This is a genomic window from Bradyrhizobium sp. CCGUVB14, assembly GCF_024199935.1.
In the GTDB taxonomy this organism is placed as follows: domain Bacteria; phylum Pseudomonadota; class Alphaproteobacteria; order Rhizobiales; family Xanthobacteraceae; genus Bradyrhizobium.
In genome coordinates this window covers 3,634,272-3,660,674 of sequence record NZ_JANADS010000001.1, presented here as the reverse complement: position 1 = coordinate 3,660,674, position 26,403 = coordinate 3,634,272, and the positions used below count along the sequence as shown (strand labels likewise).

22 protein-coding genes are annotated in these 26,403 nt (G+C 65.2%); 8 read left to right on the top strand and 14 right to left on the bottom strand.

The window, feature by feature from the left end; genetic code table 11:
* Nucleotides 1-49 precede the first annotated feature (49 nt).
* The 10 genes from NLM32_RS16910 to hpaR form a co-directional block, all read right to left on the bottom strand.
* Nucleotides 50-928: a transglutaminase family protein gene (locus tag NLM32_RS16910; RefSeq protein ID WP_254130072.1), complete on the bottom strand. Its 879-nt coding sequence runs from the start codon at nt 926-928 to the stop codon at nt 50-52.
* The gene (locus NLM32_RS16905; protein ID WP_254130071.1) at nt 925-3,459 is read right to left on the bottom strand and encodes a circularly permuted type 2 ATP-grasp protein; all 2,535 of its coding nucleotides are present in this window, start codon (nt 3,457-3,459) and stop codon (nt 925-927) included. The genes NLM32_RS16910 and NLM32_RS16905 overlap by 4 nt, the downstream gene beginning before the upstream one ends.
* A gap of 27 nt (nt 3,460-3,486) precedes the next feature.
* The gene (locus NLM32_RS16900; protein WP_254130070.1) at nt 3,487-6,756 is read right to left on the bottom strand and encodes a DUF2126 domain-containing protein; all 3,270 of its coding nucleotides are present in this window, start codon (nt 6,754-6,756) and stop codon (nt 3,487-3,489) included.
* Nucleotides 6,757-6,860: 104 nt separating this feature from the next.
* A complete protein-coding gene (locus NLM32_RS16895; RefSeq protein WP_254130069.1) occupies nt 6,861-8,384 on the bottom strand; it encodes a UxaA family hydrolase in 1,524 nt (507 codons plus the stop codon).
* A 181-nt stretch (nt 8,385-8,565) separates the two neighbouring features.
* Nucleotides 8,566-9,342, bottom strand: coding sequence for an aldolase/citrate lyase family protein (locus NLM32_RS16890; protein ID WP_254130068.1), 777 nt, complete (start codon nt 9,340-9,342; stop codon nt 8,566-8,568).
* 269 nt (nt 9,343-9,611) lie between these two features.
* Entirely contained in the window at nt 9,612-10,340 is a 729-nt protein-coding gene (locus NLM32_RS16885) for an ABC transporter ATP-binding protein (protein ID WP_254130067.1), read from the bottom strand.
* Nucleotides 10,340-12,118 (bottom strand): ATP-binding cassette domain-containing protein, encoded by a 1,779-nt coding sequence (locus tag NLM32_RS16880; RefSeq protein ID WP_254130066.1) that lies wholly within the window; start codon nt 12,116-12,118, stop codon nt 10,340-10,342. The genes NLM32_RS16885 and NLM32_RS16880 overlap by 1 nt, the downstream gene beginning before the upstream one ends.
* Complete coding sequence (locus tag NLM32_RS16875; RefSeq protein ID WP_254130065.1) at nt 12,115-12,987, bottom strand: branched-chain amino acid ABC transporter permease; 873 nt, start codon at nt 12,985-12,987, stop codon at nt 12,115-12,117. Before NLM32_RS16875 ends, NLM32_RS16880 begins: the two co-directional genes overlap by 4 nt.
* 83 nt (nt 12,988-13,070) lie before the next feature.
* Nucleotides 13,071-14,216: an ABC transporter substrate-binding protein gene (locus NLM32_RS16870; RefSeq protein WP_254130064.1), complete on the bottom strand. Its 1,146-nt coding sequence runs from the start codon at nt 14,214-14,216 to the stop codon at nt 13,071-13,073.
* A gap of 289 nt (nt 14,217-14,505) precedes the next feature.
* Nucleotides 14,506-15,024 (bottom strand): homoprotocatechuate degradation operon regulator HpaR, encoded by a 519-nt coding sequence (gene hpaR, locus NLM32_RS16865; RefSeq protein WP_254135327.1) that lies wholly within the window; start codon nt 15,022-15,024, stop codon nt 14,506-14,508.
* Nucleotides 15,025-15,164: 140 nt separating this feature from the next.
* Here hpaR and hpaH point away from each other — a divergent pair, with 140 nt between their 5' ends.
* From hpaH to NLM32_RS16835, 6 genes are read left to right on the top strand one after another with little or no spacing between them, the layout of a single operon-like run.
* On the top strand, nt 15,165-15,971 hold the full coding sequence (hpaH, locus tag NLM32_RS16860) for a 2-oxo-hept-4-ene-1,7-dioate hydratase (RefSeq protein WP_254130063.1): 807 nt from the start codon (nt 15,165-15,167) through the stop codon (nt 15,969-15,971).
* Nucleotides 15,972-16,005: 34 nt separating this feature from the next.
* Entirely contained in the window at nt 16,006-16,404 is a 399-nt protein-coding gene (locus tag NLM32_RS16855; RefSeq protein WP_254130062.1) for a 5-carboxymethyl-2-hydroxymuconate Delta-isomerase, read from the top strand.
* Entirely contained in the window at nt 16,397-17,935 is a 1,539-nt protein-coding gene (hpaE, locus tag NLM32_RS16850; RefSeq protein ID WP_254130061.1) for a 5-carboxymethyl-2-hydroxymuconate semialdehyde dehydrogenase, read from the top strand. The genes NLM32_RS16855 and hpaE overlap by 8 nt, the downstream gene beginning before the upstream one ends.
* A gap of 27 nt (nt 17,936-17,962) precedes the next feature.
* Complete coding sequence (hpaD, locus tag NLM32_RS16845; protein WP_254130060.1) at nt 17,963-18,946, top strand: 3,4-dihydroxyphenylacetate 2,3-dioxygenase; 984 nt, start codon at nt 17,963-17,965, stop codon at nt 18,944-18,946.
* Between the two features lie 3 nt (nt 18,947-18,949).
* Nucleotides 18,950-19,819 carry a fumarylacetoacetate hydrolase family protein gene (locus tag NLM32_RS16840; protein ID WP_254130059.1) on the top strand — a complete coding sequence of 290 codons (870 nt, stop codon included), beginning with the start codon at nt 18,950-18,952 and terminating at the stop codon, nt 19,817-19,819.
* Nucleotides 19,820-19,844: 25 nt separating this feature from the next.
* Nucleotides 19,845-21,470, top strand: coding sequence for a thiamine pyrophosphate-dependent enzyme (locus NLM32_RS16835; protein ID WP_254130058.1), 1,626 nt, complete (start codon nt 19,845-19,847; stop codon nt 21,468-21,470).
* Between the two features lie 3 nt (nt 21,471-21,473).
* Here the strand turns inward: NLM32_RS16835 and alkB are convergent, their stop codons facing one another.
* Together alkB and NLM32_RS16825 are read right to left on the bottom strand one after the other, a co-directional pair.
* Nucleotides 21,474-22,127, bottom strand: coding sequence for a DNA oxidative demethylase AlkB (gene alkB, locus NLM32_RS16830; RefSeq protein ID WP_254130057.1), 654 nt, complete (start codon nt 22,125-22,127; stop codon nt 21,474-21,476).
* Between the two features lie 9 nt (nt 22,128-22,136).
* On the bottom strand, nt 22,137-22,877 hold the full coding sequence (locus tag NLM32_RS16825; RefSeq protein WP_254192689.1) for a 2OG-Fe(II) oxygenase: 741 nt from the start codon (nt 22,875-22,877) through the stop codon (nt 22,137-22,139).
* A gap of 122 nt (nt 22,878-22,999) precedes the next feature.
* Here NLM32_RS16825 and NLM32_RS16820 point away from each other — a divergent pair, with 122 nt between their 5' ends.
* Nucleotides 23,000-23,758, top strand: a complete 759-nt coding sequence (locus NLM32_RS16820; RefSeq protein WP_254130055.1) for a transglycosylase domain-containing protein — start codon at nt 23,000-23,002, stop codon at nt 23,756-23,758.
* 9 nt (nt 23,759-23,767) lie between these two features.
* On the opposite strand, the gene NLM32_RS16815 is transcribed toward NLM32_RS16820, so the two are convergent.
* Nucleotides 23,768-24,454 carry a DUF2848 domain-containing protein gene (locus NLM32_RS16815; RefSeq protein WP_254130054.1) on the bottom strand — a complete coding sequence of 229 codons (687 nt, stop codon included), beginning with the start codon at nt 24,452-24,454 and terminating at the stop codon, nt 23,768-23,770.
* Nucleotides 24,447-25,796 (bottom strand): amidase, encoded by a 1,350-nt coding sequence (locus NLM32_RS16810; RefSeq protein ID WP_254130053.1) that lies wholly within the window; start codon nt 25,794-25,796, stop codon nt 24,447-24,449. Before NLM32_RS16810 ends, NLM32_RS16815 begins: the two co-directional genes overlap by 8 nt.
* Before the next feature lie 191 nt (nt 25,797-25,987).
* Between NLM32_RS16810 and NLM32_RS16805 the strand changes: the two genes are divergently transcribed.
* Entirely contained in the window at nt 25,988-26,401 is a 414-nt protein-coding gene (locus NLM32_RS16805; RefSeq protein WP_254130052.1) for a Zn-ribbon domain-containing OB-fold protein, read from the top strand.
* Nucleotides 26,402-26,403: the final 2 nt, after the last annotated feature.

The following is a 26,403-nucleotide window of genomic DNA, read 5'->3' as shown; positions in this document are numbered from 1 at the left end:
CCTGCACTTGGACGCATTCGGCCACAAAAAGGAATCGGTGAAACTACGGTCACTCCACCAGCAGCACGTCCACGGCAACGCCGAGCTTCTGCTTCGGCGAGCCGACGATGATGCCGTCGACGGGGGACACATCGGAGAAGTCGCGAGCGACCGCCAGGACGATGTGATCGTTGGCGACCAGGAGATCGTTGGTCGGATCGAAGTCGATCCAGCCGAGCTCCGCCCCGCACCACAGCGACACCCAGGCATGCGTCGCGTCCGCGCCCTGCAGGCGCGGCTGGCCCGCCGGCGGAATGGTGCGCAAGTAGCCGCTGACATAGGCGGCCGGCAAGCCAAGCCCGCGCAGCCCTGCGATCATCACATGAGCAAAGTCCTGGCAGACGCCGTGACGCTTGTCGAAGACCTCGTTGAGCGGCGTCGAAATCACGGTGGCCTTGGGGTCGTAGCGAAACTCGGTGCGGATGCGGTGCATGAGGTCGACCGCACCGGCGAGAATGCCCGCGCCCGGTGCAAAGCTCTCGGCCGCATAGGCACTGACCGGACGCAGCACCGGCACCAGCGGGCTCGCAAAGACATAACCGACCGGTGAGGACGGCCCGAGGCTCGTCGCCTCGAACGCGATGTCGCGGATGCTCTCCCACGATGGGCTCGCGGCATCGCGCGCCGGCGGCTTCCGCTCGACGGAGATGCGCGAGCGCGAGTCGATGCGCAAATTGCGATGCGCGGCCTCGATCACGATGCTCTCGGTCAGCGTGCCGAAGAAGTCGCGGCGGACGTGGCGTTCGGACGGACGCGGACGGATCTCGACCTTATGCGAGATCAGCTCCTGGCCGTTCCCGCTCTTTGGCTCGAGCCGCAGCGTGCAGCGGGCGAAGCTGACCGGGTTCTCATACTCGTAGGTGGTGACGTGCCTTATGTCGTAGATCACGCCAGCCCCGTCAGCTTTTCCGGCCGGCTTGCGTTGGGGCCGTGCGGGAAATAATGCAGCCCGATCGCTTCGGCGAGGCTGAGCAGATCCTGCTCCAGCGCGAACAGGGTTTTGACCTCGAGCTTCTCGGCCTCGGCCGTGGCGAGCATCGACTGCACGGCCACCGCAAGCCGCTGCGGTTGCTCGATCAGGCCATGCTCCTTCAGGCTTGGCAGTGCGGCGATATGCTCGTTCAGGGTCATCACCTGGAATGCGACCGAACGTGGATTGTAGCAGTCGAGCACAGCGAGGTCGCGCACCGGTGCGAGGATCGGCGCCAGCAGATAGCGCGAGCGATAGGTGATCTGGGAATCCACCAGCGTCAACAGGATGTCGAGATCCTCGTCGCCGGCTTCATCATAGGCAAACTGCCGCGCGAAGCGCGCGGTGTTGATGGCGCGCTCGGTGCGGCGGCCGATATCGAGGAAGCGCCAGCCTGCGGCCCGGTTCATGTTCTCCTGCGCAAGGCCTGCGAAGCTCGCAAGCTCCTGCAAGGTCAGCTCGGCCGCGCTCAGCACGCTGTCGTCGTCCTCGACCTCGTAGGAGAGCCGATCGGCCATCTCGGTGATGACCTGCCAGGCATCGGGCGACAGCCGCTCGCGCAACGAGGTCGCCGTGCGCAGCGCCGAACGCACCAGCGACAGCGCCGAGCCGAAACGCTCAGGGCTCTGCAAGGCTTCGGCGACGATGCGCCCAGGCGCCGCGCGCGAGGTCTGCGAGATGGCGCCCCAGGTCACCAGCAGGCGCTGGATGCGTTCGGCCGATTGCAGCGAGGCCGCGGTGCCCTTGTTGGGTCCGCTCGGCGAGCCCAGCGCGCGCACCAGCCGCAGCGTCGCTTCGGCGCGTTCGAGATAGCGGCCGAGCCAGAACAGATTGTCGGCGGCACGGCTCGGCAGCACGCCGGCGATGCGGCGGATCCGGACCTTGTCGGTCGCCGGTAGCAGCGACGCGGTCGAGACCTTCTTCTCCGAAACCACCCAGACGTCGGCCGCGCGGGCGCCGTCACCCATCGACACCGCGCGCGCGTCCTGCTGCTCGGCGATCCGGCAGAAGCCGCCCGGCATGATGGCCCAGCCGTCCGGCGTTGCGGCTGCAAACACGCGCAGCACGAAGGGACGCGGCGTGAGCTGCCCCTGCTCCCACACCGGCATGGTCGAGAGACGCACCACCTCCTGGCCGACATAGTCCATGCCGCGCGCATTGATGGCGTCGACCAGGCGCTGACGGCCCGCGGCATCGAGCTCGCTTGCGAGCACCGGGCCATTGCTGTCGAAGCCTGGCACGCCGCGCCGGTAGGCACCTTCGATCGCGACCTCGTCGAGCCGCGACAACACCTCGTCGCGCGCCGACTTCTGCCCGCACCACCAGGTGGCGATGTGCGGCATCTTCAGCTCTTCGCCGAGCAGGCGACGGCTGAGCGCCGGCAGGAAACCCAGCAGCGCCCTCGCCTCCAGCACGCCGGAGCCCGGCATGTTGGCGACGACGACGCCGTCCTTGCGCAGCACGTCGATCAGGCCGGGCACGCCGAGATGCGAGGAGGCATCGAGCTCGAGCGGATCGAGCGAGTTGGAATCGACGCGCCGCAGCAGCACGTCGAGCCGCTTCAGCCCCGCGACGGTCCGGATGTGAATGCGATTGTCGCTGACGGCGAGATCGTCGCCCTCGACCAGCAGGAAGCCGAGATAGCGCGCCAGCGTCGCGTGCTCGAAATAGGTCTCGCTGAAACTGCCGGGCGTGAGCACGCCGATGCGCGGCTCGTCGCGATCGGCGCGCGCCCGAAGGCTATCGCGGAACGCCTCGAAGAACGGCGCGACGCGCGGCACGTTCATCGACTTGTAGAGATCGGAGAAGGCGCGCGAGAGCACCAGGCGGTTCTCCAGCGCATAGCCCGCGCCTGACGGCGCCTGCGTCCGATCGCCGAGCACCCACCAGCGGCCGTCGGGCCCGCGACCGACGTCGGCGGCATAGAGCGAGAGGTAGCGCCCGCCGGGCGGCGGCACGCCACAGACGGGGCGGAGATATTCGGGGCTGCCGGCAATGGCGCCGGCGGGCAGCGCACCTTCCGCGACCAGCCGGCCCTCGCCATAGATGTCGCGCAGCACGAGCTCCAAGAGCTCGGCGCGCTGGGTGATGCCGGCGGAGAGCTGCTTCCAGTCGGCCTCGTCGATCAGCAGCGGCAGATGGCTGATCGACCAGGGCCGGTCGGCGGTTTCGCCGGGGGCACGGTAGGTGACGCCGGCCTCGCGCAGATGGCGGTCGGCCATGCCGAAGCGCCGCTCGACCTCGTCGGGCGCGAGCCCGCCGAAGGCATCGAAGAAGCGGCCCCAGACCGGGCGCGGGGCCCCGTCGGCCCCCAGGAATTCGTCGGGGATGCCGGGCAGGCGGCGATAGTCGCGGACCCATTGCGCGAGGCGGCGCTGGCCGTCGCGCTGGCTTTCGCGCTGTCCTGGCGCCTTACCCGCCTTGTCGTCCTGTGCCGCGCCCTCGCCCATGCGCCTCTCCCTGCCCCTCCATCATACTCATTGCAGAAGCGGGGTCCGCAAGTCGAGGGTCAGCGGAAATTCATTTGTGCGTTCCTCGGGTGGCGCCTGCATCGGCCCGGGCGTGTGACCGTGATCCTGGAAGCGCGCCAACCGCCGCGCCTCGGCCTCGTAGGTGTTGACGGGCTTGGTGTCGTAGTTGCGGCCGCCGGGATGGGCGACGTGATAGACGCAGCCGCCGAGCGAGCGGCCGTTCCAGGTGTCGATCAGGTCGAAGGTCAAGGGCGCGTGGACCGGGATGGTCGGGTGCAAGCCGGAGGCCGGCTGCCAGGCCTTGAAGCGGACGCCGGCCACGGCTTCTCCCGAGCGGCCGGTCGAGGTCATCGGCAGGCGGCGGCCGTTGCAGGTGATGATATGGCGGCCCTCGACGAAGCCCTCGGCCTTGACCTGGAGCCGTTCGACCGAGCTATCGACATAGCGCACGGTACCGCCGGCCGAGCCCTCCTCGCCCAGCACGTGCCAGGGCTCCAGCGCCTGCCTCAGCTCCATCGTCACGCCGCCATGGTGGACGCGACCGAAGGCGGGGAAGCGGAATTCGAGCTGGGCCAGATACCATTCCGGCTCAAATGGATAGCCGGAGCTCTTGAGCTCGGACAGCACGTCCTGAAAGTCTTCCCAGATGAAATGCGGCAGCATGAAGCGGTCATGCAGCGCGGTGCCCCAACGCACGAACTTGCCCTGTTGCGGCTCGCGCCAGAATTTTGCGATCAGCGCGCGGATCAGGAGCTGCTGCGCCAGCGACATCCGCGGATCCGGCGGCATTTCGAGCGCGCGGAATTCGACGAGGCCGAGCCGGCCGGTCGGACCATCCGGCGAATAGAGCTTGTCGATGCAGATCTCGGCACGATGGGTGTTGCCGGTGATGTCGACGAGCAGATGCCGGAACAGACGATCGACCAGCCACAGCGGCGTCTGGTAGCCCGGCGGCGGGACGTGCGAGAGCGCGATCTCGAGCTCGTAGATGCTGTCGTGACGGGCTTCGTCGATGCGCGGCGCCTGGCTGGTCGGACCGATGAAGAGGCCGGAGAAGAAATAGGACAGCGACGGATGCCGCTGCCAGTACAGCACCAGGCTCTTCAACAGATCTGGCCGGCGCAGGAATGGCGAATCCTGTGGGCTCGAGCCGCCGACGACGACGTGATTGCCGCCGCCGGTGCCGGTGTGGCGACCGTCGACCAGGAAGCGGTTGGCGCCGAGGCGTATCTTGCCCGCATCCTCATAGAGCCCGACGGTGATGTCGACCGCCTCGCGCCAATTCCTGGCCGGCTGAACGTTGACCTCGATGACGCCGGGGTCGGGCGTCACCTTGATCACCTCGATGCGCGGATCGAACGGCGGCGCATAGCCCTCGACATGGACCTGGAGCTGCATCTCCTCGGCGGTGGCCTCGACCGCCGCGATCATTTCGAGATAATCCTCGATGCGCTCGACCGGCGGCATGAAAGCGCAGATCACGCCATCACGGACCTCGATCGACAACGCCGTGCGGACGGGGACGGACGTGTTGAGCTTCTCCGGCGCGACCCGCGGTGGCGATTTCGGGCGCTCCGGGAGCGTGAACACCGGCAGCTTGCCGCGCGCCTCCATCGGATCCTGCTCGACGATGTAGGGATATTCGCCGGGCGGCACATAGCCGAGCGAGCCGATCGGCAGGCGTAGACCGAGAGGGGAATCACCCGGCATCAGGAACAGATGATTGCGCCGGAGTTGCCAGCGCTCGCTGCGCCAGCGCGGCGGCGCGTTCCAGCGCTGCACCGGCAGCACGTAGCCGCGTGGCTTGCGGAGGCCCTCATTGAACACCCGCGCCATGCGCGCGCGGTCCTCCGGATTGGACAATTTGGAGTCGGAGGGATCGACGTTGACGGGAAGCTCGGCCTCTTTCAGCAGCCAGTAGGCGGTGTCCTCATAGGCCGGAATGATGTAGCCGGGATCGAGCCCGAGCCGCGCCGCCGTGCCCTCCATGAAGTCTTCGGCGTCCTCGGTCATGGCGCGCTTGGGATTCTCGATCCTGGCGATGAGGTCGCCATTCTTCCAGATCGGCACGCCGTCCTTGCGCCAGTACAGGCCGAACGCCCAGCGCGGCAGGCTCTCGCCCGGATACCATTTGCCCTGACCGTAATGCAGCAGACCGCCGGGCGCGAAGCGCGTGCGCAGGCGACGGATCAGATCGTCGCCGAGCGCGCGCTTGGTCGGACCGACGGCTTCCGTATTCCACTCCGCCGCTTCGAGATCATCCACGGACACGAAGGTCGGCTCGCCGCCCATGGTGAGCCGCACATCCTGCGCGGCGAGATCGCCGTCGACCTGTTCGCCGAGATCGTTGAGCCGCGTCCAGGATTCGTCGGAGAACGGCTTTGTAATGCGCGGCGCTTCGCGGATACGGCGAACGCTCATGTCGAAGGCGAATTCGACCTCGGCAAAGCCGGCACCGCCGGAGATCGGCGCGGCCGAACGATAATGCGGCGTGGCGGCGACGGGGATGTGCCCCTCGCCTGCGAGCATGCCCGAAGTCGCGTCAAAACCGATCCAGCCCGCGCCCGGCAGATAGACCTCGGCCCAGGCGTGCAGATCGGTGAAGTCGTTCTCCACTTCGGGCGGGCCCTCGATCGGATCGATGTCGGGACGGATCTGGATCAGATAGCCGGAGACGAAGCGCGCCGCGAGGCCGAGATGGCGGAAGGTCTGGATCAACAGCCAGGCGGAGTCGCGGCACGAGCCGGCGCAGGAGGCGAGCGTCTCCTCCGGCGTCTGCACGCCGGGCTCCATGCGGATGACGTAGTTGATCTTCTGTTGCAGCGCCCTGTTCAGGTCGACCAGGAAGTTGACCGTGTTCGGCGCTTCGCGCGGGATCGAGGCGAGATATTTTGCGAAAGCGGGCTCGGGCTTGATGGTCTCGAGATACGGCGCCAGCTCGGTCTTGAGATCCTTCGGGTATTCGAACGGAAAGCTGTCGGCGTAGGGCTCGACGAAGAAGTCGAACGGGTTGACCACGGTCATCTGCGTCGTGAAGTCGACCTCGAATTTCAGCTCGGTGGTCTTCTCCGGAAAGACGTAGCGCGCGAGCCAGTTGCCCTGCGGATCCTGCTGCCAGTTGACGAAATGATTGGCGGGGGTGACCTTGAGCGAATAGCTCAGGATCGGCGTGCGCGTGTGCGGCGCCGGCCGCAGGCGGATGGTCTGCGGTCCCAGATCGATCGGGCGGTCGTATTTGTAGTGCGTGACGTGGTGTAATGCGACGTAGATCGACACGGGGTACGGTGCTCCAGCAGCTTTTTTGAGCAGAACACCGCTGGTGACCTCGATCAAGCATTAACAACGGGCAGACCGTGCCTACGGCACGGGCTGCTCGCGCATTACATCGTCGCGCCAAGCACCCAGGGCGCGAACTCGGCGCCGCCGAAATCGAAGCTTTCGCTCTTGGTCGGCTGGCCGGACGCGGTCTTGAGGATGAGATCGAAGATGCGCTGGCCGCACTCCTGCACGCTCTCCTCGCCTTCGAGGATGGTACCGCAATTGACGTCCATGTCCTCTTCCATGCGCTTGTACATGGGCGTGTTGGTCGCGAGCTTGATCGAGGGCGCGGGCTTGCAGCCGAACACGCTGCCGCGGCCGGTGGTGAAGCAGACGAGATTGGCGCCGCCGGCGACCTGGCCGGTAGCGGCGACCGGATCGTAGCCGGGCGTATCCATGAACACGAAGCCGCGCTTGGTCACGGGCTCGGCGTAGCGCAGCACGTCGACCAGATTGGTGGTACCGGCCTTGGCCATCGCGCCGAGTGATTTCTCCAGGATGGTGGTGAGACCGCCGGCCTTGTTGCCGGGGCTGGGATTGGCGTTCATCTCGGCGCCTTCGCGCTCGGTGTACTCGTCCCACCAGCGCATCAGATCGACCAGTTTCTCGCCGACCTCGCGGCTGACGGCGCGACGCGTCAAGAGATGCTCGGCGCCGTAGGTCTCGGGCGTCTCCGACAGGATGACGGTGCCGCCGTGACGCACGATGAGATCGCTGGCCGCACCGAGCGCCGGGTTCGCCGACACGCCGGAATAACCGTCGGAGCCGCCGCATTGCAGCGCCACGGTGAGCTCGCTCACCGGGACGGACTCGCGCTTGACCTTGTTGGAGTCGGCGAGCGCCTCGCGCACGAAGGCGATGCCGGCTTCCACGGTCTTGCGGGTGCCGCCGACTTCCTGGATGTCCATCGCGCGCAGGCGGCCGGCGAGCTTCTGCTCTTCCATCAAGCCGCCGATCTGGTTCACCTCGCAACCGAGGCCGAGCACGATGACGTGGGAGAAGTTGACGTGCCGCGCATAACCGCCGAGCGTGCGGCGGAGCAGCGCGAGCGGCTCGTTCTGGGTCATGCCGCAGCCGGTCTTGTGGGTCAGCGCGACGACACCATCGACATTGGGGAATTCGGCCAGCGGGTTGTCGCCGGTAAAGGGATTCTTCTTGAAGACGTCGGCAACGAGACCCGCGACATGCGCGCTGCAATTCACCGAGGTGAGAATGCCGATATAGTTGCGCGTGGCGACGCGGCCGTCCGGGCGGCGGATGCCCTCGAAGGTCGCCGGCAGGTCGAAGTTCGGCGTCGGCTTGACGTCGGCGCAATAGGCGTAGTCCTTGGCGAAATCGCCCATGCCGATGTTCTGGACGTGCACGTGCTGGCCCGGCGCGATGGCTTGGGTGGCAAAGCCGATGATCTGGCCGTAGCGGATCACGGGCTCGCCCACCGCGATCGGCTTGATAGCGACCTTGTGGCCGGAGGGAATGCGCTCGACCGTGGTGACGCCGTCGGCGACCACGGTCCCCGGCGGCAGGCTCGCGCGCGCGATCAGCACGCCATCAGCGGGATGCAGGCGGATGACGGGGCTGATGGTCATGGGAGTCTCCTTGGGTCTCTTACTTCACCTCTCCCCGTTCTTACGGGGAGAGGTCGGATCGCGCAGCGATCCGGGTGAGGGGCAAGCCGCGCGCTCGATCGTTAGACTGGTACGTGTTGAGAGAGGCCCCTCACCCTAACCCTCTCCCCGTAAGAACGGGGAGAGGGAAGAGAGAGAGCGATCAGGCCTTGCCGCCCGAATCCTTGCGGGTCGCGTTGACCTGCATCTTGGCGTAGGTGGTCATCATGCCGACCTCGTTCGAGAGGGTCACCAGCTTGAAGCCCATGTTGATGGCGCGCGTGGCACCCTCAGCGCCGCTGCAGTGGATGCCCGGGAACAGCCCGCGCTTGTCGCATTCCTTGATGATCTTGTCGTAGATCGCGAGAATCTCCGGTTCGGTACGGTCGAGCTTCGGCTCGAGGCCGTAGGAGAAGCCGAGATCGGACGGCCCGATATAGACGCCATTGAGGCCTTCGACGTCGAGGATCGCTTCCATGTTCTCGACCGCGGTCTTCGTCTCCATCATAGGCAGCAGCACGACGTCGTCGTTGGCCGTCTTCTGATAGGAGCCCGCGGTGCCGTACATGCCGGCGCGGATCGGACCGTTGGAGCGGACGCCCTTCGGCGGATATTTCGAGTAGGAAACGAGGTTCTTGGCTTCCTGGGGCGTGTTGACCATCGGGCAGATCACGCCATAGGCGCCGCCGTCGAGCACCTTGCCGATGATGCCGGGCTCGTTCCAGGGCACGCGGACCATCGGGGTGACCGGATGCTTGTCCATGGCCTGGAAGCACTGCACCATCGAGAGGTAATCCTGCACGCCGTGCTGCATGTCGACGGTGACGCTGTCGAAGCCGCATTGCGCGATCATCTCAGCCGAGAAGCCGGAGGGAATAGCGAGCCACGCGTTGACCACGGCCTTGCCCGACTTCCAGATTTCCTTGACCTTGTTCGCCACGTTGCCTTCCTTCTTCGTTGTTTGGACCGTGTTTTTTGGACCGTGTTTTTGGACCGCGTTGTTTGCACCGCCGTCACCACGCCGGGCGCTGCGACAGCACACCCTCGCTGTTACCGCGAACCGGGTCGCCGCGCTACGCTCGCAATGACGCAAGACCTATGCGCTCGCCTACTGGGGCGGGGCCTCGCGGGCGACGCCACTATCGCCGCCCGGGTGTCATCCCGCAAGGGGAAGCCGCCCGGGTCGTGTCCCGGAACGGAACCCTCGGTCTAGGCGCTCGCCTTGGCATGCCCGCCGAGATAGGCCGCGCGGATCGCCTCGTTGCCCCAGAGCTCGTCGGGCTTGCCGCCGAGCACGATACGGCCGGTCTCCAGCACATAGCCGTAATCGGCCACCGACAGGCCCATGCGCGCGTTCTGCTCGACCAGCAGCACGGTCGTGTTGCGCCGGATCTCGGAGATGATTTTGAACACGGCCTGCACGATGACGGGCGCCAGCCCAAGCGAGGGCTCGTCCAGCAGCAACAGCCGCGGCTTGGCCATCAGCCCGCGCGCAACCGCCACCATTTGCAACTGGCCGCCGGACAGCGTCCAGCCGAGCGCGTTGCTGAACTTGCGGATATCCGGGAACAGATCGAACATCGCATCCGCCTCGCGCGAGATCTCCGAGGTCGCGGCCCGGCGGTTGGACGCGCCGAGCATGATGTTCTCCTTCACCGTCAGACCCGGAAAGACGCGGCGTCCCTCCGGCACGTGGCTGATGCCCATGCGGACGATCGCTTCCGGGCCGAGGCCCGCAATCGACTTGCCGTCGAACAGGATGTCGCCGGAGGTCGGTTTTGCAAGGCCGGAGATGGCGCGCAGGGTCGTCGACTTGCCGGCGCCGTTGGCGCCCAGCAGCGTCACCACCTGGCCCTGCTCCACGGCGCAGGTCACGCCGCGCAGCGCTTCGATCTCGCCGTAGCGGACAACAAGGTTGCGGATTTCGAGCAACGGCATCATTCGCTCCCGAGATAGGCGGAGACGACGTCGGGATGACGCAGCACGGCCATGGATTCGCCGTCCGCGATGCGGCGTCCGAAGTTGAGCACGGTAATGTGCTGGGCGGCTTCCGAGACCAGCGTCATGTCGTGATCGATGATCAGGATGGTGAGCCCTTGCGCGGCGATGCGCTTGAGCAGCTCGTGCAGCTCCAGCTTCTCGGTCGAGTTCAGACCGGCCGCGGGCTCGTCGAGCAGCAGCAGCGTCGGGTTCGACGCCAGCGCACGCGCGATCTCGATCAGGCGCTGATGGCCGTAGGAGAAGTTCGAGATCAGCTCGTTGGCGCGGTTGCCGAGGCCGACGAAGGTGAGCGCCTCCATCGCGCGTTCGGTGAGCGCGTCGTCGCCCTTCCCGACCATGGTGTTGCCGGGCCGTTCCGCGCCGATCTCGACATTCTCCAGCGCCGTCATCGAACGGAACAGGCGGATGTTCTGGAAGGTGCGGCCGAGCCCCGATGCCGTGCGCTGATGCGGCGGCATGTGGGTGATGTCGGTGCCGTCGAGCACGATCTTGCCCGCGGTCGCCACATAGAGACCCGAGAGCACGTTGAGCGTCGTGGTCTTGCCGGAGCCGTTCGGCCCGATCAGCGCATGCACGCCACCGCGCTTCACGGCGATGTCGACGCCGTCGACGGCCTTGAGGCCACCGAAATGCTTCGACAGGCCGGTGACCTCCAGCACGATGTCCCCGCCGACCCTGGCCGGCTTCAGCTGCAAAGCAGCGGCAGCCGGCGTGACCTTGATCTTGGCACGCCAGCGCGTGAAGGCGTCGGCGACAAAGCCCCAGATGCCGTCGGGCATGAAGCGGATGATCAGGATCACGAACAGGCCGTAGATGGCGAGGTACAGGCCCGGCACGCTCTTGAGGAAGCGCAGCCATTCCGGGATCAGGATCAGCAGGCCCGTACCGATCGCAGAGCCGATCGGCGAGGCCACGCCGCCGAGCAGCGACATGGTCAGGAACACGATCGATTCGGCGAACGAGAACTGATCGGGGCTGACATAGGCAAAGCCGCCGGCGAACAATCCACCCGCGAGACCGCCGAGCAGTGCACAGAGCGCAAAAGCGTAGATCTTGGTGCGGAAGACGTCGATGCCGTTGACGCCGGCCGCCAGCTCGTTGTCGCGCACCGCGCGCATGGCGCGGCCGAGCTTGGTATCGGCGAGATGCCAGACCAGATAGCCGACGATCGCGAGCATCGCGACGCAGAAGGCAAGATAGCTCTGCGACGACTGGAACAGCTCCGGACGCTTGATGTTGGGGACGCCGTCGGGTCCATGCGTCAGCCAGATCGCGTTGATCATGACCAGGGTGACGATCTGCTGGAACGAGATCGTCACCATGGCGAGGTAATGGCCGCCGAGCCGCAAGGTCGACATGCCGAGGAAGGCGCCGGCGAGCAGCGAGATCAGGCAGCCGCCAACGAGACAGAGCCAGAAGCTGACATGAAGGTCCGTCGTGCCGATGCCGACCGCGTAAGCGCCGAGACCGAAGAACGCGGCCTGCGCCAGGTTGATCTGGCCGCACAGGCCGAGCACGACAGAGAGGCCGAACACCGCGATCGCGAATGTCGTGGCCTGCAGCAGGATGTTGTGGACGTATCCGTCGAAGCGCATGGTCGCGGCGAGTGCGACCAGGATCGCCGCGCCGATGAAATACGGCAGGTGCCGCAGCAGCAGCGGCTTCGAGTGGATGGCGGGCGCCGGAATCGGCATGTTGTCGCTGGGGGCGCTCATGCTTTTTCCGCCACGCGTTCGCCGAAGATGCCCTGCGGCCGGAAGATCAGGAAAGCGATCAGCACCAGGAAGGCGAAGCCGTCCTTGTACGGCACCGAGACATAGGCCGCGCCAAAGGTCTCGATCACGCCGAGCGCGAGCCCGCCGATGATGGCACCGGCGACGTCGCCGAACCCACCAATAATCGTGGCAGCAAATGCCTTCAGCGCGATGGTCGAACCCATCTGGATCGAGACGAACAACACGGGCGCGACCAGGATGCCGGCGAGACCACCGAGCACCGCCGAATAGATGAAGGTGATCATGATCATGGTCGAGACGGAAATGCCGAGCAGCGAGGCCATCTCCTTGTCCTGCGAGGTCGCCTGCAGTTTCTTGCCGAGCAGCGTCTTCTCGAAGAACCAGAAGTTGAAGATCACGAGGCAGATCGTGACGCCGATGATCAGCAGATACTGGCTATCGAGATAGACCGGGCCGAGCTGGATGCCGGGCGTGTCGAACCAGCCCTGCAGCACCTGCGGCTGCGGACCGTAGATCGCAAGCACGGAATTCGCCAGCAGGATCGAGGCGCCGATGGTGGCGATGATCACGGGCAGATAGGTGCGGTGGCGCAGCGGATAATAGACGCCGAGATTGAAGACGACACCGAGCAGCGCCATGCCGAGCAGCGCGACGATGAAGGCCGCCCAATAGGGCAGACCGGCTTCGACCGCGACGACCATCAGATAGGCCGCGACCATGGAGAATTCGCCCTGGGCGAAATTCACAACGTTGGTGGCACGGAAGATCAGCACGAAGCCGAGCGCGACCAGCGCGTAGACGGCGCCGATACCGATGCCGGTAAAGAGCAATTGGAGGGCGAGATCCATGACAAGCTTCTGTTGGGGGTCAGAGTAGTCCACCGAATGACGTATCGACCTCCCCGACCGGAATCGGGGAGGTCGCGAGAACGTCAGTCGTTGAACTCGATGTGCTTGTCGAAGACGATATTGCCCTTGTCGTTCTTCACGATGTTGTAGCCGTGGAGACCATCGCCGTTCTGGTCGAAATTGTATTCGCCTTCGGCGCCGGCGAACTTTTTGGTCGCCAGGATGGCTTCGCGGATCTTGCCGGGATCAGTCGATCCGGCCTTGTTGATCGCCGCAGCCAAGACGTTGACCGCATCGAACGTCCAGGAGCTCTGGTTGTCCGGCGCGACCTTGACCGCGTCGCGGTAGATCTTGCCGAACGCCTTCGAGCCCTCGCTGGAATCCTCGGCATAGTCGGCCACGCCATAGGTGTTGTAGAGCGCGGGACCGGCCAGCTTCAGCGCGGTGATGTTGACGATCGAGGGCGAGCCGACCCACGGGATGTTCACGCCGAGCTGACGGAGCTGGCGGGCGAAGATGCCGAGGTCGTTCTCGAAGGTGAAGTAGGAACCGAGAATCTCGGCGCCCGATTGCTTGATCGCGAGCACGACCGGCGTGAAGTCCTGGCTCTGGTTGGCGTAGCCCTGATCGAGCACCGAGGGGGCCCCGAGCTTTTCCAGCGCGGCCGTCAGCGCCTTGCCGCCGGCCGTGCCGAAGGCGTCGGTCGAGTGCAGCACGGCCCATTTTTTCTTGCCGAGCGTGTTGACGCCGTATTCGGCGATGACGCGGCCGGAATAGCTGTCATTGGGACGGCAGCGGAACAGCCACTGATTGCCCATATGGGTGAGGTTTGGATCGGTGCCGCCGATCATCACGGGCTTGCCGAGCTTGATGACGTCGGGCGCCATCGCATGCACCTGGGTCGAACGGATCGAGCCGAGGAAGCCGACGATATCGGACTGCGCGGCGAGTTTCGAGAACGCGAGCACGATGCCGGGGTTGGTGGTCTGGTCGTCCTCGACGATCAGCTCGCCCTGCTTTCCCAGGATACCGCCGGCCTTGTTGACGGCCTCGAGCGCGAGCTTGGCACCTTTGATGGCGTACCCGCCGGATTCAGCGGCCGGACCGGTGACGGGCGCGCACATGCCGATCTTGATGGTGGCGCCCTGCGCATTTGCGCTCTTGATGAGGTATGGCGCGGCAATGCCGGCAGCAATTCCGGCAGCGAAGTCGCGTCTCGTCAGTCTCATACATTCCTCCCTGGGGCCGGGCATCCTTGTCGGCCCTTCTTTGTTTGGCTTCTGAATACAGAGCCGGATGCTACTTACGGATTCTGCCGGCGTGAGTAAATTGATATTGAGACGTCATCGACTAAGTACGGAGAGTTCACGCCCCGATGGTGATGAACACCTGCGGCAGCGATCTATTCTCAGCTGCTTTTTCCGGGCTTTTCGCACAATTCGCGTCGCAAGCACTGCCCACGCGTTATGCAATGATGACAGTCATGCGTGACGGGAACGTCATCATGCAAATTTGCCGTCACGCATCGTCCGTGATCTCGTCACGCGCATCCGCGGAAGCGAGGCACGATTCCAACTCGCCGAGCATCTCCTGCAACTCGGCGAGCTTGCGCGCGCCGAAGCGTTGCGTGATCTCGGCATAGATCGCTTCCGACGACGGCGCGACGGAGGCCATCAGCTTCACGCCCTCTTTCGAAATCGAGACCATGCTGCGGCGCTGGTCCGCCTTCGCCGTCTTGCGCTCGATCAGATGGCGCGCCTCGAGATCGCGCAGGATGCGCGACAGGCTTGGCCCGAGGAGAAATGCGGTGCGCGCGAGTTCCGTGACCTCGGCGGCCTCGATCGACGCGAGCGCGCGCAGGATGCGCCATTGCTGTTCAGTCAGACCATGCTCGCGCAGCGATGGGCGAAATTGCCGCATCACCGCCTCGCGTGCCCGCAGCAGCGACATCGGCAGCGAGCGCGAGAAGTCGCGCATCGGCACCTGGCGCGCGGCAGTCGCACTTCCGTTGGTAGGATCAGCCGGTCTCTTCGCCATCATGACCTTTCAACGTCGCCCTTTCAAAGCCGCCCCTTCAGACCGCAAAACGTTTGCAGTGCAGCAAGCCCAGATTCTGTTTGACGCATTCACTTAACATGTTAAGTATTTCCGGGCACCACAATTTTGGTCGATCACCAATGGCGCTTTCCAACGACGATATCCTTGCTTGCGCGAACCGTCTGCACCAGGCGGAGAAGACCCGCGTGCAGATCCGGCAGCTCTCGCAGGATTTCCCCGACATCACCATCGCCCATGCCTACGCGATTCAGAAGGCGTGGGTCGACATCAAGATCGCCGAGGGACGCCTCGTCAAAGGCCACAAGATCGGCCTGACCTCGAAGGCGATGCAGAGCGCGCTCAACATCGACGAGCCGGATTCCGGCGTGCTGCTCGACGACATGTTCTTCGCCGACGGCGGGATCGTCCCGACCGAGCGCTTCATCGCGACGCGCGTCGAGGCCGAGCTTGCCTTCGTCATGAGCAAGCGGCTCGAAGGCCCCGACTGCACGATGTTCGACGTGCTCAACGCCACCGACTTCGTCGTGCCGGCGCTGGAGATTCTGGACACGCGGATCGAGCGCGTCGATCCCAAGACCAAGGCCACGCGAAAAATCTACGACACCATCGCCGACAATGCAGCGAATGCCGGCATCGTGCTCGGCGGCCGGCCGATCCGCCCGCTCGACGCGGACCTGCGCTGGATCGGCGCGCTGTGCTTCAAGAACGGTCAGCTCGAAGAGACCGGCCTTGCCGCCGGCGTGCTCAATCATCCCGCGACCGCGGTTGCGTGGCTCGCGAACAAGATCGCGCCGCTGGGGCTCGCGCTCGAGCCCGGCCAGGTCGTGCTCGCCGGCTCCTTCATCCGTCCGATCGAGACCCGCAAGGGCGACACAATTCAAGCCGATTATGGCGCCTACGGCTCGGTCAGCTGCTACTTCGCCTAGAAAGCAACAAGAATACACAGGGAGTGAAACCGCCATGCCGCATTTCACGATCGAATATTCGGCCAATCTCGACAGCCGTCTCGACATCGGCGCCGTCTGCGAGGTGGTGCGCAAGGCCGCGGTCGAAACCGGCATCTTCCCGCTCGGCGGCATCCGCGTCCGCGCCATCCGCTGCGAGCACTACGCAGTCGCTGATAACAAGCACGATTACGGCTTCCTCGACATGCTGCTGCGCATCGGCGAAGGCCGCGACCTCGCCACCCGCCAGAAGGCCGGCGAGCACGTTTTCCAGGCGCTTTCAAAACATCTCGATCCCGTCTTCGCCGCCAGCAAGTTCGCTTTGTCGTTCGACATGCAGATCAACGACAAGGACACCAGCTGGAAGCGCAACAACATCCACGACGCATTGAAAGTGGTGGCCGCCCATGGATAAGCCCACACCGAAAGCCGACGTCTTCCAGGCCAACCGCGAGCGCGTCGCGCCGCTGCTGAAGAAGCTCGGCGCCGACGGCATCGGCCACATGATCGACGGCAAGATCGTGCCCTCGATCTCGGGCGAGAGGTTTGAGACGAAGTCGCCGGTCGATGGCGCCACGCTCGCAAGCGTCGCGCGCGGCAATGCCGAGGACATCGACGCCGCCGCGACCGCCGCTGCGCTCGCCTTCAAGTCCTGGCGCGACATGGGCCCCGCGATGCGGAAGAAGCTATTGCATCGTGTTGCCGATGCGATCGAGGACAACGCCGAAGACATCGCCGTGCTCGAATGCATCGACACCGGCCAGGCCTATCGCTTCATGGCCAAGGCCGCGATCCGTGCCGCCGAGAACTTCCGCTTCTTCGCCGACAAATGCGCCGAGGCGCGCGACGGCCTCAACACGCCGAGCGATGAGCACTGGAACATCTCGACGCGCGTGCCGATCGGCCCCGTCGGCGTGATCACGCCGTGGAACACGCCGTTCATGCTCTCGACCTGGAAGATCGCGCCTGCGCTGGCGGCGGGCTGCACCGTCGTGCACAAGCCGGCCGAGTGGTCGCCGGTGACGGCGTCCGTTCTGGCGCGGCTGGTCAAGGAAGCCGGCGTGCCCGACGGCGTGCTCAACACCGTCCACGGATTTGGCGAAGAGGCCGGCAAGGCGCTGACCGAGCATCCCGCAATCAAGGCGATCGGCTTCGTCGGCGAAAGCGCGACGGGATCGGCGATCATGGTTCAGGGCGCACCGACGCTGAAGCGCGTGCATTTCGAGCTCGGCGGCAAGAACCCCGTGATCGTGTTCGACGACGCCGACCTCGACCGCGCGCTCGATGCGGTCGTGTTCATGATCTACTCGCTCAATGGCGAGCGCTGCACGTCCTCGAGCCGCCTGCTGATCCAGCAAAACATCGCGGACAAGTTCATCGAAAAGCTGACCGCGCGCGTCAAAGCGCTCAGGGTCGGCCACCCCCTCGATCCCGCCACCGAGATCGGGCCGCTGATCCACGAGCGGCATCTGGCAAAGGTCTGCTCGTACTTCGACGTCGCACGGCAGGACGGCGCGACAATCGCGGTCGGCGGCAAGGCCTATGACGGCCCGGGCGGCGGACATTATGTCGAGCCGACGCTGGTGACCGGCGCCAGCGGCAAGATGCGGGTGGCGCAGGAAGAGGTGTTCGGCCCCTTCCTCACCGTGCTGCCCTTCAAGGACGAGGCGGACGCGATCGAGATCGCCAACGATATCCGCTATGGCCTGACCGGCTATGTCTGGACCAACGACGTCGGCCGCGCACTGCGCGTCGCGGACGCGCTGGAGGCCGGCATGATCTGGCTGAACTCGGAAAACGTCCGCCATCTGCCGACGCCGTTCGGCGGCATGAAGGCCTCGGGCATCGGCCGCGACGGCGGCGATTACTCGTTCGACTTCTACATGGAAACCAAACACGTCTCGCTGGCGCGGGGCACGCACAAGATTCAGAAACTGGGAATTTGACGTTCGTCGTTCCGAGGGGAAACGCCAATGCCGGTACCGCAACACATCTTCGAGCCGCCGTTCAACATCATCCGCTCCAGCCACGTCGTGCTCGACGTGACCGATCTGAAGCTGAGCCGCGCCTTCTACGAGACCACCGTCGGCCTGCATGTCGAGGACGCCGACGACAAATTCGTGTACCTGCGCGCCGCCGAGGAGCATCAGCATCACTCGCTGGTGCTGCGCAAAGCCGCCGTGCCCGCGTGTAACAGGCTTGGCTTCAAGGTCGGCAACGACGGCGATCTCGACAAGGCTGCCAAGTTCCTGTCCGAGAACGGCCTCGCCTACGCCTTCGCCGATCAGCCGTTCCAGGGCCGCACCCTGCAATTCACCGATCCCTTCGGCTTCCAGATCGAGCTCTATGCGTCGATGGACCGGCGGCCGCATCTCTTGCGCCGTTTCGATCTCTACAAGGGTTGCCATCCGCAGCGGCTCGATCATTTCAACGTCTTCGCCGCCGAAGTGCAGGACACCGTCGACTTCTACGCGCGGCTCGGCTTCCGTCTCACCGAATACGCCGAGGAGGACGGTCCGCAGGGGCGCATCGCGGCCGCCTGGATGCATCGCAAGGGCAATGTCCACGATTTCGCGATTACCAACGGCAAGGGCCCTCGCCTTCACCACTTCGCCTACTGGACGCCGACGGCGATGAACATCATCCATCTCTGCGACGTCATGGCCTCCGCGGGCTTCGTGAAGAATATCGAGCGCGGCCCCGGCCGCCACGGCATCTCGAACGCGTTCTTCCTCTATGTGCGCGACCCCGACGGCCATCGGCTGGAGCTCTACACCAGCGACTATTTTACGGGCGATCACGACCACGAGCCGCTACGCTGGTCGCTGCGCGATCCGCGCCGCCAGACATTATGGGGCGCGCCCGCGCCGCGCTCCTGGTTCGAGCAGGGCTCGCCGTTCTCGGGGCAGGCCGTGCGTGAGCCGAAGTTCGTGGCCGACGTGCTGGTGGCGGATTAAGTCATGAAACTCCCTCGCCTCGCCACCTATTCCGTCAAGGGTGAAAGCCGCTACGGCGCTGTCCTCGAGGGCGGCATCGTCGATCTCTCCGCGCGCTACGCAAAAGACTATCCGACGTTGCGTGAGGTCATCGCAGCCGGCAAGCTCGTGAGCCTTGCCGAAGAGGCCGCGGGCCGCACGCCGATTCACGCACTCGGCGAGATCACATGGCTGCCGCCGGTGCCCGCGCCGGAGAAAATCATCTGCATCGGCGTCAACTATCCCGACCGCAATGCCGAGTACAAGGACGGCCAGGAGGCGCCGAAATATCCGAGCATGTTCATGCGCTCGCCCCGCTCCTTCGTGGGCCACGACACGCCGCTGGTGCGCCCGCGCGCATCCGCGCAGCTCGACTACGAAGGCGAGATCGTGCTGGTGATCGGCAAGCCCGGGCGGCACATCAAGGAGAGCGCTGCACTCGATCACATTGCCGCGCTGACGCTCTGCAACGAGGGCTCGGTGCGCGACTGGCTGCGCCACGCCAAGTTCAACGTCACACAGGGCAAGAATTTCGATTCCAGCGGCAGCCTCGGACCGTGGCTCGTGCCCTACACCCGGGAAGCACAGATTGCCGACATTCGTCTCACCACGCATGTCAACGGAGAGCTGCGGCAAGACGACCGCACCAGCCGCCTGATGTTCCCGTTCCGCTACCTCATCAGCTATATCTCGACCTTCGCGACGCTGGTCCCCGGCGATATCATCGTCACGGGCACGCCGACCGGCGCCGGCGCGCGGTTCGATCCGCCGCGATACCTGAAGCCCGGCGACATCATCGAGGTCGCGGCCGAGGGCATCGGATCCTTACGCAACGGCGTCGTCGACGAAGCCTGACCAACAACTCGAATGGAATGATGCAATGACCACCCTCACCGGCGGCGAAGCAATCGTAAGCGGGCTCGTCGCCCATGGCGTCGATACCGTATTCGGCCTTCCCGGCGCGCAGGTCTATGGCCTGTTCGACGCCTTCCACCAGGCCCAGCTCAAGGTGATCGGCGCGCGGCATGAGCAGGCCTGTGGCTACATGGCGTTCGGCTATGCGCGCGCGAGCGGCAGGCCCGGCGTGTTCAGCGTGGTGCCCGGCCCCGGCGTCCTCAACGCCAGCGCGGCGCTGCTCACCGCCTATGGCTGCAACGAGCCGGTGCTGTGCGTGACGGGCCAGGTGCCGACGCAGTTTCTCGGCAAGGGCCGCGGCCATCTGCATGAGATGCCGGACCAGCTCGCGACCTTGCGCACCTATGTGAAATGGGCCGATCGCATCGAACATCCCGGCAATGCGCCGACGACCGTGGCGCGTGCTTTCCAGGAGATGACATCGGGACGGCGCGGCCCCGCCTCGGTCGAGATGCCCTGGGACATCTTTACCCAGCGCGCCGACACGGCCGCAGCGCAGGTGCTGGAGCCCCTGCCCGCGCCGCAGCCCGATCCCGACATGATCAAGCAGGCCGCAGCGCTGATCAGGACCAGCAAGGCGCCGATGATCTTCGTCGGCAGCGGCGCAATCGACGCACGCGAGGAGATCCTCGAGCTCGCCGAGATGATCGATGCGCCTGTGGTCGCCTTCCGCAGCGGCCGCGGCATCGTCTCCAACGCGCATGAGCTCGGCCTGACCATGGCCGCCGCCTACAAGCTATGGGCGAAGACCGATCTGATGATCGGCATCGGCACGCGGCTGGAACTGCCGACCATGTCGCGCTGGCCCTATCGCCCGGACGGGTTGAAGAGCATCCGCATCGACATCGATCCCGTCGAGATGCGGCGCTTCATCTCCGACACCGCCATCGTCGCCGATGCGAAGGCCGCGACCGCGGATCTCGCCGCTGCCGTCAGCAAGGCGGGCTACAGCAAGACCGCCGGCCGCCGCGCCGCGATCCGGGAGGCCACCGCGACTGCACAACAAGACATCCAGCGCATCCAGCCGCAGATGGCGTATCTGAACATCCTGCGCGAGGTGCTGCCGGCGAATGCGATCGTGACCGACGAGCTGTCGCAATTCGGCTTCGCCTCCTGGTACGGCTTTCCGATCTACGAGCCGCGCACCTTCATCACCTCGGGCTATCAGGGCACGCTGGGCTCGGGCTTCCCGACTGCGCTCGGCGCCAAGGTCGCCAACCCCGACAAGCCAGTGGTGGCGATCACCGGCGACGGCGGCTTCATGTTCGGCGTGCAGGAGCTTGCCACCGCCGTGCAGTTCAACATCGGCGTCGTGACACTGGTGTTCAACAACAACGCCTACGGCAATGTCCGCCGCGACCAGCGCGAACGGTTCGACGGCCGCGTGGTGGCCTCCGATCTCGTCAATCCGGATTTCGTCAAGCTCGCTGAATCCTTCGGCGTCGCGTCCGCGCGCGTCACCGCACCGGACCAGTTCAAGGCGGCCATGGAGAAGGCGCTCGCGCATGGCGGGCCGTATCTGATCTCGGTCGAGGTGACCCGGGATTCGGAAGTCAGCCCGTGGGCGTTCATTCATCCGCCGAAGCCGTAAACGTCAACGCGTCCGGCGAAAGGTCAGATTGATCCGCTTCCGGCCGAGCAGCGCGTGTTCGCCTTCCGCGAGCGGCGCCACGCCGTGATAGGCGAGCCTTGACGGGCCGCCCCAGACCACGACGTCGCCATGGACCAGCCGGAAGCGGCGCGGCTTGTCGGCGCGCGCCAGGCCGCCGAACAGGAAGATCGCGGGTAGCCCAAGCGAGACCGAGACGATGGGCGCCGAATAATCCAGCTCGTCCTTGTCCTGATGCAGCGACAGCCGCGTGCCGGGCTCGTAGCAGTTGACGAGACAGGCATCGGGCGCAAAGTTCTGGAAGCCGCCCTGCTCCGCGGCGCCGCGGGCGAGATCGCGGAGCGCCGGCGGCATTGCCGGCCACGGCGCCTCGGTCTTGGGATCGATGGGATCATAGCGATAGCCGGTGTGATCGGTGATCCAGCCGCGCTCGCCGCAATTGGTCATGGCGACCGACATCAGATGACCGCCGGGCGTGGTCATGCGACGGAACGGCGACTGCGCCACGATGGCGCGCACGGCTTCGATCAACTCGCGCTCGATCGGCTTGACGAATCCGCGCAGCAGCACGGCGCCGTCCGCGATTTTTTCGCGCGATGGCTGTGCTTCAGCGACGCTGTCGAACAAATCAGCCGTCAATCGTTGCGCTCATTTGGCATCATGAAAGATCACACCGACGGTGTGGCGCTGTCCGGAGCGAATCCGGCTGACGCCATGGCGCAGGTTAACGCGGTACGTGCCGCGTGTCCCCTGCACCGGGCGGTGATGCACGGCAAAGGCCACCGCATCGCCCTGCGCCAGCGGCACCACCTCGGCACGGGACTGCATGCGCGGACGTTGTTCCGTCAGCACGAACTCGCCGCCGCTGAAATCGCGACCGGGCTCGGACAGCAGGATCGCGACCTGGAGCGGGAACACGTGCTCGCCATAGAGATCCTGATGCAGGCAATTGAAATCGCCGGCCTCATATTGCAGCAGCAAGGGCGTCGGCCGCGCCTGCCCCGCCTCGTGGCAGCGCTTGAGGAAGGCGGCATGGGAGGTGGGATAGCGGATGTCGATCCCCATCGCCTCGTTCCAGCTGTTAGCAACGCCCTGCAGATGCGCATAAAGCGCCGGACGCAGCTGCGCGATCAGATCGGGCAGCGGGTAGGAGAAATATTTGTACTCGCCGCGGCCAAAGCCGTGGCGGCCCATCACGATTCGGCTGCGGAAGTGCGCGTCGTCAGGATAGAGCGCGGCGACGGCCCGGCATTGGTCCGGCGTCAGCAGGCCTTTCAGGACGGCGCAACCCTGGGAGTCGAGCTCGGCGGTGATCTCAGGCCATCGGAGCGCATCGACGCGGGCGGCGGGGTCCGGAGCAGGCATGGCAAGTTTTGCGGCTGTTTTCATGGCCGATAGCTTTGCAGACCCCGCACGGGCGCACCACCCGATTTCCGTGAGGCCCAACCGCCCCAATTCCGTCCGGTTCCAACGCGAGTTTGGACCCGTTCCGCTCCTTCAGCCCGCGTCCGATGCGCAAAGTTCTCATCATTGCTGCCAAGACGGTGCTGATCGCACTCTCGCTCGCGACCGTGGGGCTGCTCACCTTCGTGGGTTGGCTGGTCTGGCACTATGAATACGGCGTTGGACTTCCGACCAAAGCCCAGCTCGCGGCGATTGCGCCGACAGGCCCGGCATGCAGCACCGATCCAAAGCGTAACTACATTCTCCTTGCCGATGTTCCGCCTCTGCTACGAGACACCGCAATCGCTCTTGAGCAACCAGACTTCTACGAAGCCTGGTCGTTGAATCCTCTCGTTGAGATTGCAGTTGCGATGAGCACGGGCAGCAGTCCCGGGCCAGCCGGCGTGACGCAATCTGTGTCACGCTGCCTGCTGTTGCTGTCCCCGGAGACTCGCCGGCAGATCGATCCTATTGCCTCGATCATCTTCATGCAGCGCGTCATCCGCAGTCTGTCCCGGGACAGGATCTTCGAGATCTATCTTAACGAGAACTATCTGGGTCGCGGCGCATATGGCGTGGTGACCGCAGCGGAGATCTATTTTGGGAAGCGGCTGCCGGATCTTCAGATCGACGAAATCGCGTTCCTCATGATGCGAGCGCGACAACCTTACCCAAGCCGATCTTTCGAGGCCCGCAATCGAGATTACGTCATTGATCGGATGCAGACAGCCAGCTTGATCAGCGAGGCGCAGGCGACAGCGGCCAAGAACCGGCCGCTACCTCGCATGGACATTCCGGGCGCTCAGGCCCAGCCGATCAATCAATGACCACGCCGGTCAGCCCCGCACCGGCAGCGTCACCACATCATATCCATGCTTGATCGTCCGCTTCAGCACGGGGTCCTCGAGCTCGAAATCGAAGCGGTCGGCGGGGCGAATGCCGCCCTTGGCGGCGAAGGTGCCGCCGAACATGGCGCAGCCGTCGGGGAATTTTGCGCCTTCGAAGCCGCGCGCGATCAAATCGGCGACCGGCAGCATCGCGTCCAGCGTGCCCTCCTGGTAGAGCACGCGCTCGCCCTTGATGGTGGCCCAGGAGCGCAGGATCATCCTGTCCCAATGGCCGATGACTTCTTCGAGCTCCCACAGCGTCGAGGCGATCGGCTTGTCGCACATCTGCTTGGAGACGGTGACGTTGTAGGCCTCGACCTTGCGGTCGGTGTGGTCGGAACCGCAGCCGACGAAGATGCGGCCCTGCCAGCCGATCAGCACGAACTCGACCTCGCCGGAGGAATCGCCACCGCAGCATTCGATGCTGTCTTCCTGGGTCAGCCGCCGTGCCGCGCCGCGATAGTAAATCGGCGTCGACGCCGGCGGGGCGATGCCCATCTCCTGCAGCTCTTTGATGTGCTTGTCGCGCGCGACGGGATCACGGCCGGTCCAGCCGGCGATGACCATCTGGTCGATCGCCAAGGTCAGCGGTGTGGTGGCGTCCTGGGCATCAACGGTGAAAGTCAGGTCAAACACGAATGACGGCCTCCATGCCGGCAGCAAGTTCGAAGATACGACGATCGGATCCGCCCGCCCCTGCAAGCATCAGGCCGATCGGGACATCGCCTTCGCGATGCGCCGGCAGCGAGATGGCGCAGCCGTCGATCATGTTGATCAGGGTGCAATTGCGCAGCGCGCGCAGGTTTTGCGCGGTGAACGCCTTGTCGTCGGCGAGATCCGCGATCTTCGGCGGCGTATTGGCGGTGGTCGGCAGCACCAGCGCGTCATAGGGCGCGATGCGCGCATTGACGCGGGCGATCAGCGAGCGGCGCTCGTTGAGGAGATCGATGTAGTCGGCCGCGCTCTGCGCCTCGCCGCGCATGATGCGGACGGACACGCGGGGATCGTAAACGTCGCCCTTGGACGTGATGAGATAGCGATGCCAGGCGTAGCTTTCCGACGCGGCAAAGCCGCCCTTGGCGTTCATCGGGCCGATGTCGTGGAACTCGGCCATCTCGATCCGCTCGATGATGGCGCCGTGATCGGCCAGCGATTTCAGCGCGCGCTCGAACGTTTCGGACACGGCTGCGTCGAGATCGTCCAGCGCGATCGTGGTCGGCACTGCGAGCCGCATGCCCTTCACGGACCGCGGCTTCAGCGGAACGATCGGCTCGTTCGCGAGCACGGCGTCGAGAATGGCACAGCAGCTGACCGATCGCGCCAAGGGACCGATGCTGTCGAGCGAGAACGACAGCGGCACCGCGCCATCCAGCGGCACCCGGCGCTGCGTCGGCTTGTAGCCGACGATGCCGTTATAGGCCGCCGGAATGCGGCAGGAGCCACCGGTGTCGGTGCCGAGCGCGCCATGCGCCATGCCGTCGAGCACCGAGACCGCGGCACCCGAGGACGAACCGCCCGGCACGTGGCCCTCGGCACGGTTCCAGGCGCCCTTGGGCGTGCCATAGTGCGGATTGATGCCGATGCCGGAATAGGCGAACTCGGTCATGTTGGTCCGCCCGATCACGACGAAGCCGGCCTTGCGCAGCCGCGCCACCGTCGCCGCATCATGCTCGGCCGGCGGGGAATCGTCGAGCGCACGGGAGCCGGCGCGCGTCACCTGGCCCTTGATGTCGAACAGATCCTTGATCGAGATGGGGATACCGGCATAGCGCGACGGCTCCGCCTTGGCCTTGCGCAAGCCGTCCATCGCATCCGCCGCCGCAAGCGCGGCGTCCTTGTCGACATGGATGAAGGTGCGCTGCCCCTCGCCTGAGGGATCGGCGATCCTGGCGATGCACGCCTCGACCAGTTTTCGGGAGGTGGTGCAGCCGCTTTCGAGGTCGTCGGCGAGCTTCGCCAGTGTCGGAAAATCGGGCATGTCTGTCTCACGGAATATTGCGCGCGCAATCTATAGCGCCGGCTCAGTTCGACACAAGCATTGTGCGCATGATGGCATGCATGCTGCCTGCTGGACCGTTGACGCACGATAGCCGATTGTCGCATCAAGATCGAAACAGGCGGGCGTCAAGCCTGCCTATTCAAGATTTGCCTTTGGGAGGGCGTTCCGAGATGGCCGAACCGCAGCGCGCGCGACCGAAACCGACGCCGGAAACCCAGCATTTCTGGGACGGCGCGAAAGCAGGCGAACTGCGCCTGCAACGTTGCGATGCCTGCGCGCATGTCTACTTCCCGCCGCGCCCATTCTGCCCGTCCTGCGCCTCGCGCAAGGTCTCCGTGTTCAAGGCGAGCGGCAAGGGCTTTCTCTACAGTTACGTGATCAACCACCGCCCCGCCGCGCCCGGTTTCACGCCGCCTTATGCGATTGCGGTGGTCGAACTTGCCGAGGGACCGCGGATGATGAGCAACATCATCGACTGCCCGCAGACACCGGAGGCGCTCGAACTCGACATGAAGCTCGAGGTCGCGTTCGAGGTGCTCGACGACAAGATCACCCTCCCCGTGTTCCGTCCGGCGAAGGGGTAAAC

Coding starts and splice junctions, on each gene's coding strand:
- NLM32_RS16905 (WP_254130071.1), bottom strand. CDS start 3,459: ATGGGCGAGGGCGCGGCACAGGACGACAAGGCGGGTAAGGCGCCAGGA.
- NLM32_RS16895 (WP_254130069.1), bottom strand. CDS start 8,384: ATGACCATCAGCCCCGTCATCCGCCTGCATCCCGCTGATGGCGTGCTG.
- NLM32_RS16885 (WP_254130067.1), bottom strand. CDS start 10,340: ATGCCGTTGCTCGAAATCCGCAACCTTGTTGTCCGCTACGGCGAGATC.
- NLM32_RS16880 (WP_254130066.1), bottom strand. CDS start 12,118: ATGAGCGCCCCCAGCGACAACATGCCGATTCCGGCGCCCGCCATCCAC.
- NLM32_RS16875 (WP_254130065.1), bottom strand. CDS start 12,987: ATGGATCTCGCCCTCCAATTGCTCTTTACCGGCATCGGTATCGGCGCC.
- NLM32_RS16870 (WP_254130064.1), bottom strand. CDS start 14,216: ATGAGACTGACGAGACGCGACTTCGCTGCCGGAATTGCTGCCGGCATT.
- hpaR (WP_254135327.1), bottom strand. CDS start 15,024: ATGGCGAAGAGACCGGCTGATCCTACCAACGGAAGTGCGACTGCCGCG.
- hpaH (WP_254130063.1), top strand. CDS start 15,165: ATGGCGCTTTCCAACGACGATATCCTTGCTTGCGCGAACCGTCTGCAC.
- NLM32_RS16855 (WP_254130062.1), top strand. CDS start 16,006: ATGCCGCATTTCACGATCGAATATTCGGCCAATCTCGACAGCCGTCTC.
- hpaE (WP_254130061.1), top strand. CDS start 16,397: ATGGATAAGCCCACACCGAAAGCCGACGTCTTCCAGGCCAACCGCGAG.
- hpaD (WP_254130060.1), top strand. CDS start 17,963: ATGCCGGTACCGCAACACATCTTCGAGCCGCCGTTCAACATCATCCGC.
- NLM32_RS16840 (WP_254130059.1), top strand. CDS start 18,950: ATGAAACTCCCTCGCCTCGCCACCTATTCCGTCAAGGGTGAAAGCCGC.
- NLM32_RS16835 (WP_254130058.1), top strand. CDS start 19,845: ATGACCACCCTCACCGGCGGCGAAGCAATCGTAAGCGGGCTCGTCGCC.
- NLM32_RS16825 (WP_254192689.1), bottom strand. CDS start 22,877: ATGAAAACAGCCGCAAAACTTGCCATGCCTGCTCCGGACCCCGCCGCC.
- NLM32_RS16820 (WP_254130055.1), top strand. CDS start 23,000: ATGCGCAAAGTTCTCATCATTGCTGCCAAGACGGTGCTGATCGCACTC.
- NLM32_RS16810 (WP_254130053.1), bottom strand. CDS start 25,796: ATGCCCGATTTTCCGACACTGGCGAAGCTCGCCGACGACCTCGAAAGC.
- NLM32_RS16805 (WP_254130052.1), top strand. CDS start 25,988: ATGGCCGAACCGCAGCGCGCGCGACCGAAACCGACGCCGGAAACCCAG.